The 15,053-nt window shown below is 55.7% G+C and carries 35 protein-coding genes; all 35 read left to right on the forward strand.

What is annotated here, in order from left to right:
• The 35 genes from P3T25_RS25530 to P3T25_RS25700 all read left to right on the forward strand — a co-directional run bounded on the left by P3T25_RS25530 (position 1) and on the right by P3T25_RS25700 (position 14,982).
• Complete coding sequence (locus P3T25_RS25530) at positions 1-195, forward strand: hypothetical protein (RefSeq protein ID WP_429359339.1); 195 nt, start codon at positions 1-3, stop codon at positions 193-195.
• A gap of 55 nt (positions 196-250) precedes the next feature.
• Complete coding sequence (locus P3T25_RS25535; RefSeq protein ID WP_429359340.1) at positions 251-841, forward strand: hypothetical protein; 591 nt, start codon at positions 251-253, stop codon at positions 839-841.
• A 361-nt stretch (positions 842-1,202) separates the two neighbouring features.
• The gene (locus tag P3T25_RS25540) at positions 1,203-1,649 is read left to right on the forward strand and encodes a hypothetical protein (protein WP_429359341.1); all 447 of its coding nucleotides are present in this window, start codon (positions 1,203-1,205) and stop codon (positions 1,647-1,649) included.
• A 287-nt stretch (positions 1,650-1,936) separates the two neighbouring features.
• Complete coding sequence (locus P3T25_RS25545) at positions 1,937-2,302, forward strand: hypothetical protein (RefSeq protein WP_429359342.1); 366 nt, start codon at positions 1,937-1,939, stop codon at positions 2,300-2,302.
• 43 nt (positions 2,303-2,345) lie between these two features.
• Positions 2,346-2,630, forward strand: coding sequence for a hypothetical protein (locus P3T25_RS25550; RefSeq protein ID WP_429359343.1), 285 nt, complete (start codon positions 2,346-2,348; stop codon positions 2,628-2,630).
• A gap of 50 nt (positions 2,631-2,680) precedes the next feature.
• Positions 2,681-2,890, forward strand: coding sequence for a hypothetical protein (locus tag P3T25_RS25555; protein ID WP_429359344.1), 210 nt, complete (start codon positions 2,681-2,683; stop codon positions 2,888-2,890).
• Positions 2,891-3,125: 235 nt separating this feature from the next.
• The gene (locus P3T25_RS25560) at positions 3,126-3,296 is read left to right on the forward strand and encodes a hypothetical protein (RefSeq protein WP_429359345.1); all 171 of its coding nucleotides are present in this window, start codon (positions 3,126-3,128) and stop codon (positions 3,294-3,296) included.
• 67 nt (positions 3,297-3,363) lie between these two features.
• Positions 3,364-3,636 (forward strand): hypothetical protein, encoded by a 273-nt coding sequence (locus P3T25_RS25565; protein ID WP_429359346.1) that lies wholly within the window; start codon positions 3,364-3,366, stop codon positions 3,634-3,636.
• A gap of 150 nt (positions 3,637-3,786) precedes the next feature.
• The gene (locus P3T25_RS25570) at positions 3,787-4,158 is read left to right on the forward strand and encodes a hypothetical protein (RefSeq protein WP_429359347.1); all 372 of its coding nucleotides are present in this window, start codon (positions 3,787-3,789) and stop codon (positions 4,156-4,158) included.
• Positions 4,159-4,284: 126 nt separating this feature from the next.
• Positions 4,285-4,518: a hypothetical protein gene (locus tag P3T25_RS25575; protein ID WP_429359348.1), complete on the forward strand. Its 234-nt coding sequence runs from the start codon at positions 4,285-4,287 to the stop codon at positions 4,516-4,518.
• A gap of 39 nt (positions 4,519-4,557) precedes the next feature.
• On the forward strand, positions 4,558-4,803 hold the full coding sequence (locus P3T25_RS25580; protein WP_429359349.1) for a hypothetical protein: 246 nt from the start codon (positions 4,558-4,560) through the stop codon (positions 4,801-4,803).
• 11 nt (positions 4,804-4,814) lie between these two features.
• Entirely contained in the window at positions 4,815-5,126 is a 312-nt protein-coding gene (locus tag P3T25_RS25585) for a hypothetical protein (RefSeq protein ID WP_429359350.1), read from the forward strand.
• 666 nt (positions 5,127-5,792) lie between these two features.
• Positions 5,793-6,317: a hypothetical protein gene (locus P3T25_RS25590; RefSeq protein WP_429359351.1), complete on the forward strand. Its 525-nt coding sequence runs from the start codon at positions 5,793-5,795 to the stop codon at positions 6,315-6,317.
• Between the two features lie 215 nt (positions 6,318-6,532).
• On the forward strand, positions 6,533-6,718 hold the full coding sequence (locus P3T25_RS25595) for a hypothetical protein (RefSeq protein WP_429359352.1): 186 nt from the start codon (positions 6,533-6,535) through the stop codon (positions 6,716-6,718).
• A 20-nt stretch (positions 6,719-6,738) separates the two neighbouring features.
• A complete protein-coding gene (locus P3T25_RS25600) occupies positions 6,739-7,065 on the forward strand; it encodes a hypothetical protein (RefSeq protein ID WP_429359353.1) in 327 nt (108 codons plus the stop codon).
• A 178-nt stretch (positions 7,066-7,243) separates the two neighbouring features.
• Positions 7,244-7,405 (forward strand): hypothetical protein, encoded by a 162-nt coding sequence (locus P3T25_RS25605; RefSeq protein ID WP_429359354.1) that lies wholly within the window; start codon positions 7,244-7,246, stop codon positions 7,403-7,405.
• 190 nt (positions 7,406-7,595) lie between these two features.
• Positions 7,596-7,985 (forward strand): hypothetical protein, encoded by a 390-nt coding sequence (locus P3T25_RS25610; protein ID WP_429359355.1) that lies wholly within the window; start codon positions 7,596-7,598, stop codon positions 7,983-7,985.
• Between the two features lie 26 nt (positions 7,986-8,011).
• Positions 8,012-8,374 carry a DUF6283 family protein gene (locus tag P3T25_RS25615; protein ID WP_429359356.1) on the forward strand — a complete coding sequence of 121 codons (363 nt, stop codon included), beginning with the start codon at positions 8,012-8,014 and terminating at the stop codon, positions 8,372-8,374.
• Positions 8,375-8,393: 19 nt separating this feature from the next.
• Positions 8,394-8,576, forward strand: coding sequence for a hypothetical protein (locus tag P3T25_RS25620; RefSeq protein ID WP_429359357.1), 183 nt, complete (start codon positions 8,394-8,396; stop codon positions 8,574-8,576).
• A gap of 18 nt (positions 8,577-8,594) precedes the next feature.
• The gene (locus P3T25_RS25625; RefSeq protein ID WP_429359358.1) at positions 8,595-8,771 is read left to right on the forward strand and encodes a hypothetical protein; all 177 of its coding nucleotides are present in this window, start codon (positions 8,595-8,597) and stop codon (positions 8,769-8,771) included.
• 14 nt (positions 8,772-8,785) lie between these two features.
• Positions 8,786-8,947, forward strand: a complete 162-nt coding sequence (locus tag P3T25_RS25630) for a hypothetical protein (RefSeq protein ID WP_429359359.1) — start codon at positions 8,786-8,788, stop codon at positions 8,945-8,947.
• Positions 8,948-9,019: 72 nt separating this feature from the next.
• Positions 9,020-9,175 (forward strand): hypothetical protein, encoded by a 156-nt coding sequence (locus P3T25_RS25635; protein ID WP_429359360.1) that lies wholly within the window; start codon positions 9,020-9,022, stop codon positions 9,173-9,175.
• Positions 9,176-9,188: 13 nt separating this feature from the next.
• On the forward strand, positions 9,189-9,464 hold the full coding sequence (locus P3T25_RS25640; protein WP_429359361.1) for a hypothetical protein: 276 nt from the start codon (positions 9,189-9,191) through the stop codon (positions 9,462-9,464).
• A 21-nt stretch (positions 9,465-9,485) separates the two neighbouring features.
• Entirely contained in the window at positions 9,486-9,743 is a 258-nt protein-coding gene (locus P3T25_RS25645) for a sulfite reductase, dissimilatory-type subunit alpha (protein ID WP_429359362.1), read from the forward strand.
• A gap of 182 nt (positions 9,744-9,925) precedes the next feature.
• On the forward strand, positions 9,926-10,114 hold the full coding sequence (locus tag P3T25_RS25650) for a DUF1737 domain-containing protein (protein WP_429359363.1): 189 nt from the start codon (positions 9,926-9,928) through the stop codon (positions 10,112-10,114).
• A gap of 19 nt (positions 10,115-10,133) precedes the next feature.
• Positions 10,134-10,643 carry a hypothetical protein gene (locus P3T25_RS25655; RefSeq protein ID WP_429359364.1) on the forward strand — a complete coding sequence of 170 codons (510 nt, stop codon included), beginning with the start codon at positions 10,134-10,136 and terminating at the stop codon, positions 10,641-10,643.
• Positions 10,644-10,825: 182 nt separating this feature from the next.
• Positions 10,826-11,035, forward strand: coding sequence for a hypothetical protein (locus tag P3T25_RS25660; RefSeq protein ID WP_429359365.1), 210 nt, complete (start codon positions 10,826-10,828; stop codon positions 11,033-11,035).
• Between the two features lie 61 nt (positions 11,036-11,096).
• Entirely contained in the window at positions 11,097-11,675 is a 579-nt protein-coding gene (locus P3T25_RS25665; RefSeq protein ID WP_429359366.1) for a hypothetical protein, read from the forward strand.
• 257 nt (positions 11,676-11,932) lie between these two features.
• Positions 11,933-12,418: a hypothetical protein gene (locus tag P3T25_RS25670; protein ID WP_429359367.1), complete on the forward strand. Its 486-nt coding sequence runs from the start codon at positions 11,933-11,935 to the stop codon at positions 12,416-12,418.
• 166 nt (positions 12,419-12,584) lie between these two features.
• On the forward strand, positions 12,585-13,016 hold the full coding sequence (locus tag P3T25_RS25675) for a hypothetical protein (protein WP_429359368.1): 432 nt from the start codon (positions 12,585-12,587) through the stop codon (positions 13,014-13,016).
• Between the two features lie 20 nt (positions 13,017-13,036).
• Positions 13,037-13,252: a hypothetical protein gene (locus P3T25_RS25680; protein ID WP_429359369.1), complete on the forward strand. Its 216-nt coding sequence runs from the start codon at positions 13,037-13,039 to the stop codon at positions 13,250-13,252.
• A 175-nt stretch (positions 13,253-13,427) separates the two neighbouring features.
• Positions 13,428-13,670 (forward strand): hypothetical protein, encoded by a 243-nt coding sequence (locus P3T25_RS25685; protein ID WP_429359370.1) that lies wholly within the window; start codon positions 13,428-13,430, stop codon positions 13,668-13,670.
• Positions 13,671-13,897: 227 nt separating this feature from the next.
• Positions 13,898-14,320 carry a hypothetical protein gene (locus P3T25_RS25690; RefSeq protein ID WP_429359371.1) on the forward strand — a complete coding sequence of 141 codons (423 nt, stop codon included), beginning with the start codon at positions 13,898-13,900 and terminating at the stop codon, positions 14,318-14,320.
• A gap of 192 nt (positions 14,321-14,512) precedes the next feature.
• Complete coding sequence (locus tag P3T25_RS25695) at positions 14,513-14,641, forward strand: hypothetical protein (protein WP_429359372.1); 129 nt, start codon at positions 14,513-14,515, stop codon at positions 14,639-14,641.
• Positions 14,642-14,700: 59 nt separating this feature from the next.
• Positions 14,701-14,982 (forward strand): hypothetical protein, encoded by a 282-nt coding sequence (locus P3T25_RS25700; RefSeq protein WP_429359373.1) that lies wholly within the window; start codon positions 14,701-14,703, stop codon positions 14,980-14,982.
• Positions 14,983-15,053 lie beyond the last annotated feature (71 nt).

Genomic DNA, 15,053 nt, shown 5'->3' on the forward strand with positions numbered 1-15,053 from the left:
ATGGCCCAAAGAAAGCCCGCCAAAAAGGTGAAAACGGTTCACGAATTCAACGGCGTGAAAATCGCGGAGTGGGAGAACGCTCGCAAGGGCCAGCAGTTTCAAGTGATAGACCCGCACGGCTACCACTACCGCTATGCGTACACCCTGGAGGACGCACAAGACGTTGTTTGGCGCGTCCAAAAGTGGGGCTGGTAATCACCAACCACGCGCCCGCTACGGCGGGCCTCACAATCGGAAAACGGATAAATCAATGACCATACTGAACAACATCTTGGCGAGGCTCGGACTGCGGCGCGTTGAGACGCGAGGGGACATGCAAATCGTCACCGTCAACGCGCAATCCGAGTTGGACGAGTATCGCGACTACGACCCTGAGTACCACAATTTCATTGACACACCGACATTGCGTGTAATTCGAGTTCTACGAGGGCGTCTTGTTCGAACTCTGGCGGCTGGCAATACGTTTTCGCTATTCCAGCGTTTCGGTGGCGTCGATCTTTCGTGGTACGAGCATATGCGGCAGGGCATGGAATGTTCCCGGCCCATGAGCCGGGACGAATGTGCGCGCGTTGTCGCGGCAATGACGGCATGGCTATCGAGCGAAGAAGCCGATGCTGAAATGCGTGCGGTCGGCACCGACCGGGGCTATGTGCAGACGAAGGTCGATCAGTTCGCCAGTCTGCTCGCACCCGATGGAGAGCAAGCACCGGATCATGTTTTCAATACGTGGTCGTTCATATCGGTCGAACGCTTCACCGATGACGACCGGGGGCTAGACGAAATGTGCGAGTTGGCCGACGAGTACGCTGACCGCTATTGGGGCGAATGCGCCGATCACTAAGCAAGGGAAAGCGGACATGGGCAACGCTTACCACGGAACGGCGGCATACCTGCTAAGTCCGATCTTGCCGGAAGGGTACGCGGGGTTCATGAAGCCGCACCTTGGGCAATGCTCGGTGTGTAGCAAGCGCGTGGTGACGGAACTGAAGTTTGGAAACGGGACGCATGGTGAAGTCCACCTGTGCGAAGCGAAACGAAAAGAGCTTGGTATCGAAGACGAACAGTGTGCAACACGGCGGCGCTGCCGGGTCTTCCAGCCACGCGAAAAGGTATAGGAAAAACGTTATGCACAGGTCTATCAACAGATTCTGTGGATAATCGCACCAGAGAAACGGACTACTGAGAACGAGAAAGGTGGGTATGTGAATCTTACAGATGAGGAAATTTTTCGAAACGGTATTGAGGTCGCGAACGATCTTCAAGCGCAAATACGCGACGGCATAGAGAAGTACACGTACTTCTTGTTGACGGCTGCTGGTGCATGTATTGGATATTCGGTCGAGAAGATTGCTCGCTCACCTATCGGATGGCAGATGATTCCGTTTGCTCTATCGCTGACAGGATGGTCGATTAGCTTCTGGCTCGGCTGTCGGGCGATAAAGCACCGCGTAGTCTGGTTGCGCCACAACTACGCTTCTTGCTTTTTATCAATCGCGCATCCGAAACCAGATTTCCGAGACGTTAACTCACTCATTGGCAAAGCTGCACGCGTAGCCGACATTTCTAACAAATGGCAGTTTCGGTTCTTCGTCCTTGGTGGAGTGGCCTTCGTCACTTGGCGTCTTCTCGTACTGTTGCCTCATGGATAAGCGTGAGATACCCGCGCTCGATGGCAACGACAACTGATTCGTGAATCGGAAAACTCGGGGAAAACATATGTCAAATTGGATTCCAGTTCAGCAAGCGACCGTTGACGGTGCGCAGTGCGAACTGCGGTTTCGTGACCGGTTGGGAAGTTTCGAGGATAAAGGGCCATTCTTTTTGCACGACGATGGACATTGGTATCGCATCGATCCGCCGATGCAACTGGCCGTCGAACCATCGCATTTTCGATTGTTGTAGGACCAAGGAAAACGCATTTTTGAAGGAGTGTGCAATGACAACGTTTGGTCAAAAACAACCCAAAGAGCTAGTTCCTGAAGGCTGTACTTTCGACAGTGCGCGCCTTCTACGTTTTTCGTTCGAACCGGATTCGCCCGATCTAGCGAAGGACTTCTATCAATTCACGGTCGAGGTGCTTGCGAAGATGCACTACGACCACATCACGATTAGCTGTGTGAACGGCGTACCTGCCTGGCTGACGGCGTACTTCCGTTCTCTTGCTGGTTATGGACTGCCAGTGGAAGTGTCCCCCGCGCCATCACATCCTGATCTGCTTGCCGCGATTGAAGACGCAAGCCGTTTCACACGGTTCTCATGGCCCGCTGGACGTGAACCATTCGTTCCGAGCGAAGTATTCTAGGAAAATTCGCCGCCACGCGCGGCACTGAAAAACAGGAAGCACCATGAACAACATCAGTTTCACTTACGCAGAATTGACGCGGCACGTCGAACTTCAAGTTGGCGCGTTTATGGCGCAGGCCAAGGGCAGCAAAGACAAGCGCGAGCGTGAGGCGTTTGAGAATCAGGCCAAGGGCGTGATGATGGCTTGGGCGACGCTCGTCTACAAGCCGGTAGTCGCCCAAGGCGACGCGGCCCAAGAGGCGCACAGAGAGGACTACGCTCGGATGCTCGATAGCGCTGGCCTGTCCGGGCTGGCCGCCGACATGCGCAATCACACTGCGAAGTGAACCTGACAGCTAACAGCACGGGAAATCCGAAAACGACGAGGAGTTGAACGATGGCCGAAACCAAACCGATGAGCCTTGCTTTTAACGTCGATATGCCGAGCGATATGTCCGCAGGGCGTCTTGGCTTCACAGATGCCGTTACGGTCACAGTGGCGAGCGGCGATCCGGGTGGTGAAGCTGGCGAATTCGCACAGTACATGCGCGACTGCCTAGCCGAATGGTTCGACGGCGCGGGAGTCGTTCAGGTACAACAGTCCTAACGCAATGCACTGCGTTACATCTATTGACGAATCTCAGCAAGTCGGACAGAATGTCTTTTATCGACAACGCAGCATGACGGGAAAAGTTTAACCGTGGCAGCTACCCTGCTGCGCGGCGTGTTGGCCGGCTCGCCTAGCGGCCCTTTTTAAGCTCGGCAATCATCACACAATCTCGCCACGCTTCGGCCCAGGCGCACGGAAAAGCGGCTAGAAACCACCGAAAACGGGGATCACAATGGCAACCGAAGAAAAGGCGGAGCGAAAAAGCCCCATAGATTTGAGCGTCGTGGCGGACTACTTTCTGATAGCGGCGTCGGCGGCTTGCGCAGGCTATGGGGCATCGAATTTTTGGATCGGCGCGAGCGTCCTGTTTGGGTTGATCGCGATCTACAAGCCCGAACGTTGACCAACGGAAAACTAGGCGCGGAAGCGCCCCGACTGAGGGCCGGTAGCCTTCATCAAAGGAAGCATGAATGGAACGAGGAATTAAAGACGAAGGCTTTGTCCGAAAGGCTCTGGATGACGCGAAAAGTGACGATGGCCGGTGGATCGCAAACCAAGCGTGTTTCAACGGCGCGAGCGATGCAACGCTGGATGCGACCGCTAGGGCTGCTCTCGTGACTGCCGTTGCGATCTACAAGGAGCATGACAAGTTGCAGGACGACCACCTGAAGGCCGCACTCGACGTAACGACCGTGGGCGAAGCTCGGGCGCTTATCGACCAATTGAGTCCGCTAGTCGCCTAAACGTTTTGCAAGCGGCTGACCCGGAGACCATCCATCGGGTCAGCCGCTTGCAACCGAAGTGAAGGAAAACGCTGGACGCTTGATCGTTGCCGCTTCGGGCGGCAACCGCGAGTCGTCCGACTCGATCACACGCATACGGAGAAAGAAAAAATGAAGAAGAAGGTTCTGTTGGTTGCCTTGACTCTAGCTTGCACGTCAGCATTCGCCGGTACGGCTTCGGAGCAAGCCGCGTCGGCCCCGAAGGAGTTGTCCAATGCCGAAGTGACGCAGATCGCGCAACTTGTGCAAATCAACAACACTCTGCTGCAACTGTTGTCCGCCGAAAAGGCCAGCGCCGCCGCTCCAGACGATAGCCGCTTCTGCTATCAGGACGGCAAATCGTTTTCTGAGGGTGCAGTCCGCGACGGCCTGACATGCTACCGCGATGGCGTCCGCGTGACGATTGCAGGCAAAACGCCTACGATTGACCCGCTGCGTTGGGCTAAGGTCAAGCAAGACCGCATCTCGATGAAGGCCGATTAACTCCCCACATCACCGGCCTCCCTAGCCGCGCTTTGAGTGTCCATCGGACGCGGCTTGGTGCCGGGTAACTACCGACAACGGAAAACGCTCGCGGCTTGCGCGGGCCACACACAGGAGGAACAAACCTTGAAGATTATGGACAGCATCAAAGAGAGTGTCGAGTCGGACCCGCATTCCCAGTGGGCACTTCTAGCCGGGTCATTGGGGGAGGCGATTATTCAGCGTGCGCTCGCAATGTCGGTCGATGAACTGCGTGAGTTCATTGCGAGTACAGAAGCAGGGAAGCGGATCGCGGATGCGGCCACGGACGAAAGACTACTTGCCATCGCGGCTGGCATGGTGGGAACAGCATTGCTGTAGCTCGGTAAACGGGAACCCGGCAAGCCCATGGAGGTTGCCATGAAACGCGTAAATCGGTTCGCGGAGTACGCGGGTTGGAAGATCGAGGCGTCACCGACTATTTTGGCGACTCAGCGGCTTTTCGTCTCGGGCGTGATCGTTTCGCGTGGTGGTGACCGCTTCATTTTCACTGACCTCGGCAACCGGGTATATCGTTGGCAAGCATACGAGCGCGGTATCGAGTGGGCGAAGCACTGGATCGACAACAACTACCGACTCGGCGCGCAGAAGTCATCGAACACATAACGGAAAAGACCATGCCCATATCACTGCACTACGTCCACTGGACACCCGCTGAAATGCGCCGTGAGGCTAGAACTGTCGCGATGGTAGCGGGCGCATCTGCGAGCGCTCTGGCGGCAGGAGTCGAGCAGTTGGGAGTGACATACGGAATCGGCATCGAAGCGATCACATTCGCGGTAGTCATCGCGATAGCGTTCACGGTCCCCGCTCTCGCGTGTTACGTGTTGATGAGGCGCGGACAGGCCAAGGCTGTTGCGAACTACGATCCGGCGCGAGACCCAGCGAACATGCGTATCGGCTTCGATAAACAACAGGCTCATAACTGATCGGAAAACAAGGTGAGCGAGAAATGAGCCGAGGCCAAGACGTGCCTACGTCTTTGACGCTGATCTACGGCGTTTTGAGAGACCATTGCCGCGTGCTAACTTCTGATTGGCAGGACGACCCTCATGAATCAGCGAAAGCGCTTCAATGGGAAATTGACCACGAAGCCGTCCGACGCGCGTCCTTGGCCGAACACAGCGACACAATTCCAGCCCGTTCCGCTGCGGAGTTCGAAATCGCACAGCAGTTCTTTCGGAAGGGTGTTGTGACTGCGCTGGCATATCGTAGAAGCGACGTGCCACGACCCGCGCCATCGTGCCCGTGGCCGGTAGAGGGAAAGCTGGTCCAGTTCACGACGACAAGCAAACTTGGGGACGCAGAAGTACAGGGAGCAGCATTTCGATGCGCCAACCGGGTTTTCGCAGCGCACCCGGACCCCGATGCCTCTGGTGCCAAATGGCGCTATGTCGTCACCGATGTTGCGACCGGACAGCCCCTAAAAGGGGCGAGTGGTCTAACAGCAGAAGATGCAGAGGCAGCAGCACGTAAGTTCCTAGAAAGCGCAGAGCCGCTGAACTAACAGAATAACCAACGGAAAATCAATCGGCGCGTGAGCGCCCCGAAGTCGGGCCGGATGCCTGACCAAACGAAGTGGAGAAAAACTAATAATGAAACAGCCGCACGCCATTGTTTTTGCCCGCCGCGAAGCAGCCGCATCTATCGCATGGCCGGAAAAGACCTCGTTTTTGGTAAACCCCGATCCGGCCATTCGCAAGAAGCTGATGAAGGTCGCCATCTTCGCGGGGGTCGCCGCCGTGTTGTGGCTCGTTGTCGGCAGTGAGCATGGCCCGCTCCAGCATTGGGCGCGGTCGATGGACGCCAAGCGGGAGCGACCAGCGATGGAAGCGGCGATGAGCGCCGGGAATCGCACCGCAGGGACGTGGCTGGCGATGCACTTCTGGAAAGACTATCCTGGCCTGCTGCAAACGGAGGCCGAAGCTGGCGAACCGACTGCAATGTTCCTCATGGGGCGCGCATTGATGCTCGATGACCATTCCTCGCAATGGTTCAAGCTCAATCCGTCGCTGACCGCGCAGCAAGTCCACGCACAGGGCCTTCAACTGGTCCGCAAAGCGGCGGCGTCAGGGAACGAGGAAGCGCTGAAGTTCGCGCTCGATCACGGCGGCGTATAAGCACGGGAAATAATCATGAAGCGATCATCAATCGGGTATATCGGTTTGGGCCTTGGCCTCGCGTGCTGGATGGTCGGCGCTATCCTCTTGGTTCTGAGTGACAGGTCCACGCCGTATCTCATCGCCTCCGGTACTTTGTGTGTCGTCGCGGTTGTTGTACAGACGGTCACGTACCGCCTACAAGCGCAGCGCCTTCTGGAACGATTCCGAAAATCATGAACATCACCAAGATCGACCCGGCAGTGGTCGAAGCACTGCGCAAGCGCGGGCACGAAGAATCCGATATTGCGAAGATGACGCCGGAATTCGCTTTCACGGAATATTGTGAATGGCATGGCCTCATTCGTTGGGGCGATACGCTCATTCGTACTCTCGATAGCCTCCGCGCATCTGCGGCCTAACACCGGAAAATAAGGCAGGTATGGGACAAGCAAAACAACGCGGTACGCAAGAGCAGCGCATCGCACAAGCGAAAGCAAAGACAGATGCACTGCGCCCCGAAAAATTGGTGTGTGGCGCTTGCAAAACAGCTTTCACCGACTTTGATGCTATGGACACCCGGAACATGAAGGGCATCCGTGCCGCATTCGGCGGCATCTGTCCTTCATGCGGTGAAACCGTGCTGGCGTTCAGCGGCGATCAGGATGCAGTCGCAGACGCGATGATCGCATGGCAGGACGCGATGGGGAGCGAGGGTAAGCTCGGGATGCAATCGCGCGGCGGTGAGCATATCCCCTTCGAAGACTAGGAAAAGTACGGGTTAATGCCCGTCAAATGAAAGGAGTGATAGATCGTGGAAATAGTAACGTGGGAAAACTTTATTAACCTCTTGGGTCTTTCTTGTGGCGTTTTCGCCATTTTGTTCCTCGCCCTTCCGCCGTTTGGCAACGAAAAAAACACGAAGGACGGCCAGTAGGCCACGGAAAATGACTGCGATGAAATGGTTTGTGGAGATTGTCGAGTACGCGACCAACAAGGTTGAAAAGCGAATCGAGTGCGCAAGCGAGCATCTTGCCGAAAAGACGGACTCGGGCGCGAACCGCAACCTTGACCATGAACATTTTTTTACTCGCGTGGTCAGCGAGTAAGCAACGGAAAATCAGCCAAGGCCGCGTTAGCGGCCTTTATTTCATGCGTCGCCGGTTCTTGGCGCGCAGTCTGATGCGGCAACCATTCGGCCAAGCGAAAGGCTTGACACCGTAACCGGCTACGGTATAATCTGATTCATGGTCGGCGCACGCGTGCCGATAACACGGATAACGGAAAAGGAGAGTGACGATGCGCCTGCACTACGAAATCACCGAGGACGAGCAAGAGGCTATCGCGTCCGAAGCGGTGGACATTCTGCGACGCAAATTCAAGTGGGAAATTTGTTCCTGCTGCCGGGGTAGCGGCGTCGTCGATCACCCGGCTTTCTCCAACGGCATCACGTCTTCGGAATGGGCTGATATGTCGCTGGATGAGCAAGGCAACTATATGCGGGGCGACTACGATGTGCAATGCGATCCTTGCAAGGGATCGGGAAAGGTCAAGGTTGCGGACGTGTCACTCATGACGTTTGGTGAAAAGCGCGTCATGGCGCGTCATCGCCAGGTGCTGCGCGTAGAGTCCGAACTGTCGCGGCAGTTCGCCGCTGAAGTCGCCGCCGAACGGCGCATGGGCTGCTAAACAACCACGGAACGGAAAATAGGATCGTGAACAAGCTCGACAAGCCGTGTGCGTCGTGCCCGTGGCGTCGCGAAGCGAGAGCGACGGACATTCCAAATTTCGACATGGCACTGGCCAAAAATCTGTCAGCGACGTGCCCGGATGGCAAGGGTATGGGGCCTGACTTCGGCGCAAGCGTCTTTGCCTGCCACCAGTCGAAACCCGGTGATGAATTCGCGTGCGCAGGATGGCTCGCAACGGTCGGCCATTGTCATCCTCGCGTGCGGCTCGCGGTCTCGCTGAAACGCCTAGACGCGGCGGCGTTGGAGCCGGGTAAGGACTGGCCCGCGCTGCACGATAACTACCAACAGGTTTTGGACAAACTACGCGCAACGGGCGCAGCCGAATAACGGAAAATCGGAAAACGCGATGTGGAAGCCCATTGAAACTGTTCCGCAGACACTTGAGAAGTTCCAGGTGGCGAGGCGGTACACCGAGCGGATCGATTTTCTTGAGGGACTACATGCCTTCAATGAACTAGCAGCAAATGGCAAGCCGTTTTACGCCTACTGGCTCGATGCTCCGCGTCGCCCACCAGTAGAACTGGCTTGAACGGGAAAGGGAGCAACGATGGACGGCTTTATCGTCAAAGCGAGGACCGGCGAGACTTACTTGAAACGCGAGGGTAGCGGCTTTGCTTGGGATTCGAGCAAGCACGCCTTCGTGGTCGCGCACGTCTTTGAATATGAAGGCGAAGCGAATGCGGTAGCCGCGCAGTTCGATGGTCGCGTGCTCTTTCAAGACTAACTAGGAAAAAGGTCATGCCCAAGAAATTTGACGTCTATTTTGCAATCGGTTTCCCGTTCCGGGTATTGCAGGGTGTGTCGCAATCTGACCTTGACGCGTTCTGTGAGAATCGAGGCTACAAGGTTGTTCGCGTTGAGCAGATCGGCGCGTTTTATCACGACGCCTTCATCAAATAAACGCGTCACTATCGGAAAACACTTTGCGCGATTCGCGCCCGCATGCGTCCGGTTGACGCGCGAGAACAGACCATGAAAGAAGATTTTGCTTATTCGAAGCGTATGCACCTTGAGAAGACGGTCGCTCCTGCGAAGCGAAAGGCCCGGATGGAACTGGCCGCTGCGATTGCAATGGTCGCCGTGCTGGCCTTCCTCGGCGTGAACGGCTACTACCTCCACTGGTTCTGAGTCGGAAAACAATATGAATAAAATCGTCAGAACGAGAAAAATCGTTATCGACCTTCTAACGTATGTGCCCGCAATACTCGTGGGCCTTGTCGTGAGCTACCAGTGCCAAAAGCGGTTCGGATTGTCACTGTTGCAAACCAACGTTATGACCTTTGCTTTTGGCGGCGTAACGTATTACGCCATCACTGCGCCTCTGGTAAATCGTTATCTGGAGTGGAGCGTTAGGCGCGATTTTCGCTCGAAATTTCCTTCACGCGTCAGCGCCACTGACGAATCGCACCACAACTGATTTACGTATCGGAAAATTGCTATGTTTCGCGCTACTCAAGGCTCGATGGAGTTCAAGTTCGCCACAGATTGCCCCAATGACGTCAAGGCCAACATCATGCACCGATGCCTTGCAGCGATTGAGACGGGGCGCGCAGCGACCGTGCCGCCGCTCTATCAACAGTGGGTCACCGTGATCGACACGCGAGTCCACGGGCTCATGCTGCCGGTCATCGGGTTCGTGTCCGACGAGCGCATCGCCAGCATTAGTGCGCGCGTTCGTCGTATCGTCAGGCTGTAAACACACGGGAAAACAGGAGCGAAGCGGCTATGTACGAAAGGATGATGTTCGCGCTACACCTCGCGGGTTTTTTCAGTGTGCTTGGAGCCATTCTCACGCTGGGCGTGCAGCTTCGGTGGTAACGCGTAAAACAAACACGGAAAACGAGGTAAAGCCGGTCAACGCCGGATCATGGAAAAAATATGAAATACAAAATCATCAAGGCCGCGAACACCGAATTGAATATTGCGCTCGGTGATGCAGTCGAACAAGTCAACGCGGCAATCGCTGACGGCTGGGAGCCTGTAGGTGGCGTCTCCGTGACGTTCGTTGGTGAGGTCGGAAGCCTCATGATGCACATCGTATGTCAAGCTGCAACGAAGGTGGCATAACGCCAAGGAAAAGCCACGGATGCCGAACCATTCACTCCATAAAATCGTCTTAACGGCAATGTTCACGTTTGTTGCGGCTGCTGCGCGTGCAGGGGATCTTCCAGATCCGCGGTTCACCCCCGGCGCGATTAACCCCGACGTAACTCAAGCCAATATTCATCAGACGGTGTGCGCCAAAGGCTACACCAAAACAATCCGCCCTCCGGCGTACTACACAAATGCTCTGAAGAAGCGCCAGATCGAGCAATTCGGCTACGCTGACCGCAAGGCGCGTGACTACGAGGAAGACCATCTTGTGGCTCTTTCGATTGGCGGCGCACCCACCGACGAACGCAACTTGTGGCCGCAGCCACGCAATAGCGAGTGGAGTGCTGATAAGAAAGATCAGCTTGAGTTCGTGCTTTACAAGATGGTCTGCAATGAGGAAATTTCGCTGAAGCAAGCACAACGGGAAATGGCAACGGACTGGATTGAAGCCTGGAAGCGATACGTGCCGACACACCCTGATTACCGGTTCAATGGCGAATAGGAAATTCCGCCAAGGCCGCGTAAGCGGCCTTTATTTCAGGCGTTGCCGGTTCGCGGCGTGCGGTCTGGTACGCCAGCTACCCGAGTAAGCGAAAGGCTTGACACCGTAACCGGCTACGGTATAATCTGATTCATGGTTGGCGCACGTGTGCCGATAACACGGCCAGGAAAAGAGAGGGTTTTATGCGTACCGAGCGAGTTGCTGAGGCCGAAAACCGGTTTTTTGACGTAACTGTTGGCGGCATCGGTCGTAAGCAGACCGTTCTGCGGATTGACCTGTACCAATGGTCGGTCGCTGACGGCGCATCGGTTCAAACGGTATGGAGTCTCAAGGGTGACAACCCGATACCGGACGCCCTTCAAAACGTAGCCGAGCGGGCGCTTAACGCCTAATATCCGTGCCCGTTTCTGTGGGCGCTTCATCATTCGAAAAGCTTAAATGAGCAGGATACAAATGAACAGAAAACACCTTAGCTACGCTATTTCGATAGCTAGTCTTGTTGCCACGCTGTACTGCTTCTGGCTCGCCGTCGAATTCTTCCGTGGAGAAGCTGCCTTTTGGCCGATTTCTATCCTGAATGGCGTGCTGCCTGCGAATGCACAGTTGACCGGTTCGTTAGCTGTGGCGTTCGCGTCAAACGGCCCCGGTCTTGCGGGGTTCGTTCCCTACTACGCCGTGGGTCTCGTCGGCTACGTCTGCCTCGCGGGCATCGTGACGACAGCCGGAAGCGCCGTATCGCGAATAGCACTCGTCGGCTGGACGAAGTACCAAGAGGAACAGGAAGCTGCCGGAAAAGCCGAACAAGCACGTCAACTGTTCACGTCCGTAGGAGAACTGGTGACGATCCGCACTACGGTCGCAAGCGGTTTCTTGAGCAGCGAGCGATTTACAGAGGTTGAGACAACCACCGGAGTGTTTGTCGTAGACGGCGAGGTCGGTACTGTTAGCAAAGGCCTTGCAGTGTCAAAGAACGACGACCAACTCCGCATCGGCGGTCTGCATAGCAGGACATACCCGCTTCGCTCCGTATGACGCCACGGAAAAGCTCATGAACACGTTGACGACCGGAACCTGTAAATCATGTTGCGGGTCCGGGAAGTTGACGGTAAGCACTCTGCCTCCCATCGTCATCGAATGTCGCATTTGCAAGGGAGTAGGACGCGGCGAGTACGTTGAGGTCGCGTGCGGTCCCTGCCAAGGCGCGCGTGGACTTCCGTGTGCCCGTTGCAATGGGAGCGGTCGGGTCACGGTGTTCAAGCCAGCTTCAAACTAACGAATCGGAAAACAGCATGACCCGAGAAATCAATATTTTCCTCGATCCGCCTACACAAGCTGAGATAGATGAAGCGCTACGCGAGGATAATGAGTACATCAGCGCAAACCGGGACAGTGGCCTCACATTGGGTCAGAAAATCGCACTTGGCCCCGGCTTAGGCGGGTTAGAAGTATTGGTAGGCGCTGCCGTTCATGCGTTTAACGACAAACCGCAGCAAGCAGTTTGCTCAAGTTCGATTTGGGAATCATGGCCGGGATCGCTCGATTGGGATTGGACGCAATCGATGTTCACCGAGAGCTACGCCAAGAAAGTACGCGCTATGGGCCGTCATCTAGCGCGCTGCGAGGTCACAGCACTCGCAAACCAACTCAGTATCGAACGAGAGGCTAAATCAGCAGCACAGCGAGCGAGCGAGCGCGTGTCGGTCTTGAAGGATGCTGGCGCTATCGTCGGCAACATAGCGGATACGATCATTTCCAAAGTCTTCCGGAAAAAATGATTCACGGCGGAAAATTAGATGAAAAAATCACATTGCATCCAGCGGCGCTAGTGGGCGCGCTACTTCTGGCCGGGGTTGCCGCAGCGGCTGTCGAGGATCATGTAGCTTTCAACAGGGGATAGCGTCGTGCTACCCATAGCGTGACGCTACACACAGGAAAACAACGATGAAGCTGAAACACAAGTTGACGATGAAATTAGGCACTGCCGCCGCAACACTCTTGCTCTTTTCGGTTCCGGCTTCCGCTGCTGATTTGATTTTGCTGAACGGCATAACATCGGCCAACAAGGATGGTGATCCGGTGCAACTGCGCGAAACCGGCCACGATGGTTGTTCATACATCGGAACGTTTCACGATACGTCTCATACAGCTTCGTCCTGGATAGAAAAGGTTCTCGTTTCTGGCGGGGAACGGCTGACGGACTGGTCAATCGAGTTGACGCGCAAGCGTTGCGACCGCACCGTATCTCCGTTTAAAGGAGTTGTAGGGCTGAGTAAGGCACACACGTATTTCGATGACGATGGGAAAAAACGCCCCGGATACGCAGCCGGGGATCGAGTTGGTGTTACGACGCCTATACAAGCACCGGCTCATTGAATGTGACGGATAGGAAAACAATGCTTACTACCGATCAACGAGACAACGTGCTTTTTTCGGCTGTCGTGGCCGTCTGCATCGCTTTGTTGGCCCTTCAAGTCCACTACACAAAATCAGAAATTCTCGGGCTGGCATCGAAGGGCGTACCGAGCGGCATGGTCTTGTTCCTCGTAATCTGCGCGCCTGTGCTGCTGGCGTTGGCACTGATTTATGGCATTGTGCGTCTCCGCTCCTAACAACGGAAACACGATGGCGGAAGCGGCGGCACTCGTTGAAAGCGCCGGTTACACCCTGGTCAAAGTACCGGACTGATCGGCAAGCGGTTGCTGTACCCCGCACGTTCCCGCTACTCGTAGGCGAGCGGCGCGAACAGGGAGCGTGCGGCCTCCTGACAAACTGGAAAACACGACGATGGATGCGAAGACAATGATTGATGATGCGCGTCGCTATCGCGAGCGGGAAGCGCTTGTCGGCAAGGGTGGCGTCGTGGTGTTTTTCAAAGGTGAAGTGCAAGGGTGGGTGGATCAACTGCGCAACCCTGAGCATTGGCAACCCGGCTGCATCGCGGTCGATGAGCAAGGTCACATGTGGACGACTATCGCGGGTAGCGAGCGCGACGGCGCGCTCATGTGGCTCGCGAATCACGAACTGTAGGAAAACGTTATGCACAGGTCTATCAACAGATTCTGTGGATAACCGGACAGGAAAACGGGATGAGTCTGAGTAAGTTCGACGCGACGAATAGCGCTGCCTCCAACACCGACTTTGAAGGGCGGTGGATAGTCTTACTGGAATCGGTTCGCGCTGCCGTGCCTAGGGCGTAGCGATCGGCTGCGCCTGCTTCGAAACACACCGGAAAGTAGGAAAGAGCCGCAAACGCGGTGAAACGACAAAAGAAGGTTGCTGGAACCACCACTCTATTTGAGAAAAATCGCATGAGATACAAACGCCCCATTCAATCTTTGGTCGGTATCGCCGTGGCTGTAACGGCGTCAATCGGTTTCGCGCAAATTCCCGGCGTCGCTTCCAATGTCGGCCTCCAGCCCGTGCAATTGAAACCGTGGTCCGGTCCTGCCGGTTCGCCGGAAGCCGCCAAGGATGCAGGCATCGCCTATATGAGCGCCCTCACCGGCGTCCCCCAAGACAGTCTGACCGCCGAGCTTGAGGCTGTCGATGCTAATTCAGCGACGGTCGCAGTCGCAGCACCGAACAACGGTCAAAGCTGTCACTACCAGATGCTCAAGAAGGCAGAACAAAACGCATTCGGTTGGGAAATCCAGAATAGCGCCTGCACGCGGGGCTGAGACGGCATCTGAACGGAAAATCGCCCAAGGCCGCGTCAGCGGCCTTTATTTCAGGTGTTGCCGGTTCGCGGCGGGCCGTACTGTATCCGCTGCAACCCCAGCCGGGGAAAAGGCTTGACACCGTAACCGGTTACGGTAGAATATGATTCATGGTCGGCGCACGTGTGCCGATAACACGGACAGGAAACAGCGATGCCGACCGATCTTTACTTCGAAGCGCTGTACCGTGCGCGGTTGACCGTGGATGACTTCGGGAGCGTCGTTTGGATCATCGCGCCGCAATATGCGCAGGTAGTTGAGTTCTACTGCGAAGAGGTTTAACCGGCCACCAAGCAAACCAACACGGAAAAATCTTCGCCACGCGCGGCACTGGAAAACGAATGAACAAGATTCTCTCTCGCATCGCATCGCTCGATGGCCCGACCAAGGTGCTTTGGAGCGTTGGTGTTTTGATTGTCGTCATCACTTGCGCGCTTTCTGCGCTGACGCATAAGAAGTCGGTCGAGTTGGCCGCAAGGCCGGTGAATTGCACGGTGGACGCGGACCATTACAAGCAGCAAGGGGACGGGACCGTGACTATCCTAAAGGGCGCAATGGTCGTTTGCGACCGATACGCTTCCGCCGACACGCCCATTCGCTTTACAGTCAAAAAAGCGGGCTAATCGGGCCTGCAATGACCGAGAAAAAGAACTCCATAACGAGAAGGAAAATAAATGAACCCGAAAACGATCCT

The organism is Paraburkholderia sp. GAS32, assembly GCF_050434225.1.
GTDB lineage: Bacteria > Pseudomonadota > Gammaproteobacteria > Burkholderiales > Burkholderiaceae > Paraburkholderia > Paraburkholderia madseniana.